This is a genomic window from Streptomyces sp. H27-H5, assembly GCF_026627505.1.
Taxonomy (GTDB): Bacteria; Actinomycetota; Actinomycetes; order Streptomycetales; family Streptomycetaceae; genus Streptomyces.
The window spans coordinates 1-1,860 of record NZ_JAPNLK010000264.1 but is presented as its reverse complement, the minus strand read 5'-3'; the positions used below and the strand labels follow the sequence as shown (position 1 = coordinate 1,860).

The following is a 1,860-nucleotide window of genomic DNA, read 5'->3' as shown; positions in this document are numbered from 1 at the left end:
ACCCCCGAGGACGCACTCGACACCGCCTGCCACCTCCACCTCACCGGTCTCGACACCTGACACGGGCAAGCGCACGCCAAGCCCGACGTCAACCCCCGAAGGATTTACGACGCAGACCACTTAGGCCGAACTGCCCGGCCAGTCGCGCAGCCTTGTCGAGGACGTGAAGGCCATCATCGCGGGTGGCGGCGTCGGACAGGAGGATGTGGCCGTGGGCGGTTTCCAAGCGGACCCGCTGCATCGGTGCGTCGGTGGCGGCCGTGCTGCGGGCAATGGAGATGAGGTGCAGGGCCGAGGCCAGGTCGCCGGCCCCACGGTGGGCCAGAGCGAGCTTCTGATGGGCCACCGACCAGTCCTCGGGCTCGGCGAGGTCCTCAAACTCCCGCGTCGCGGCGAGCATGACGCGCGAGGCATAGCTGTGGTTGCCGTCCTTGCTTAGAGCCGTTCCCACCCACAGCCGGGCACGGGCCCGGTCACGGCGAGAGAGCCGGTCGTCGACGGCCAGGGACTCGTACTGGTGGGCGGCGATCTCCAGCCGTCCCGACATCTCCGCAACGACCGCGAGGGACAGGTCGAGCTGGGCGACACGGCGGGGAATGTCCAGCTGCCCGAACAAGGACTTCGCCGAGGCATAGGAGTGCTGGGCCGACAGCGGGCCGATCACGGCCCCCTGGTCGCGTTGGAGATCGCCCAGCAGGGCAGTTGAGCGGGCGAAGAGATAGAGGCCCTTGTCATCGAGCGTGGTCGGCTTGAACCGGCCGAGCCAGCGGCGGATCAGGCTGTCGGCGAAGGTGAAATCCTGCCGGGAGAGAGCCACCACGGCCCGGTCGAGATCGTCGGTCCATGACTCGTACTCCCAGGCCAGCGGCCCACTCGCGGTCACCCTGTGGGCACTGGTGGCGGGAGTGGTCCGGCCGGCTTCGGACAAGAACGTCTCGAAGCGGAGGTGGGCGGCGGCATCCGCGCGGGCCAGGGCTGTATCCAAGATCGCCTGGGTGTCCTGACGGGGCTCGGTCGCGGCCAGGAGCTTCTCCCACTTGGAGATCGTTCCTGATACCGAGGCCGAGCTGGCCGGCGAAGGATCGGACGCTCAGCCGCAGCGCGAGACGCAGGGCCTTGGCCTCCAGGCCTGTCCAGTGGTGCACGGTCGCCACACGTTGCTCCCTTCCTGCCGCCATCGAAGCACGGCCCGCACGAGCGGGGGGACACAAGTGCAACGGAAGTACAACAGGCGGTCATTTCCGCAGCGTTGGAGCAGGTTCAGGCTGAGCAGTGACACCAGCCGCCGGACCTTTGGACGGACATCAGCATGCAACCCCTCACCGAGCATCGCGACGTCAGCGGTCCGGTCGTTTACGGCTACCTGCGTCTGGTCCGGGTCTCCCCAGCCCGCCAGATGGCCCTGAATGAGGCTCTGGCGGAGTACTGCCGCCAGCACGAGCTGACGCTCTCGGGAGTGTTCACCGAACGCGACTCCGGCAGCGGGCCGGCGGCGGCGTTCACCGGCCTGATCGACGTCCTGGAACTGCCCGACACCTACGGCGTCGTCCTGCCGGCCGCCTCCCACCTGGGCCCCAAGGACATAGCGGCCCCGAGGCAGGCCCAGATCGCTGCGGCCGACGCCCGGCTGCTGTTGGTCCGGGGACCCGGCAGGCGCCGCCCGGTGGGCCACGGCCCCAGCGGGCCAGGCCCGGTGCCAGTCCGCCGCCGCTTCAGACCCAACCCCACACCAGCCCTAGTGCTGCTCCGCGAAAGTTCGTGGAGGGGGGTTCAGGCTTCCTGGAGGGGGCTGGCGGCGTAGGTCCACTTGAAGGGGCGGGCGGTCTCGTTCCGTTTGATCATGTAGTCGTCCATCTTGGC

Annotated in this window: 1 protein-coding gene and 1 pseudogene; one reads left to right on the top strand and one right to left on the bottom strand. The window is 68.9% G+C overall.

All coding sequences use genetic code 11. The annotated features are described in order from the left end of the window. Positions 1-88 precede the first annotated feature (88 nt). A pseudogene (locus OTB19_RS42620) lies at positions 89-1,154 on the bottom strand (helix-turn-helix domain-containing protein). Between the two features lie 155 nt (positions 1,155-1,309). Here OTB19_RS42620 and OTB19_RS42615 point away from each other — a divergent pair. Beyond that, positions 1,310-1,801, top strand: a complete 492-nt coding sequence (locus OTB19_RS42615; RefSeq protein ID WP_267804235.1) for a hypothetical protein — start codon at positions 1,310-1,312, stop codon at positions 1,799-1,801. Positions 1,802-1,860 lie beyond the last annotated feature (59 nt).

Excerpts from the sequence above, each read along its gene's own strand:
- OTB19_RS42615 (WP_267804235.1), top strand. The coding sequence starts at position 1,310 with ATGCAACCCCTCACCGAGCATCGCGACGTCAGCGGTCCGGTCGTTTAC.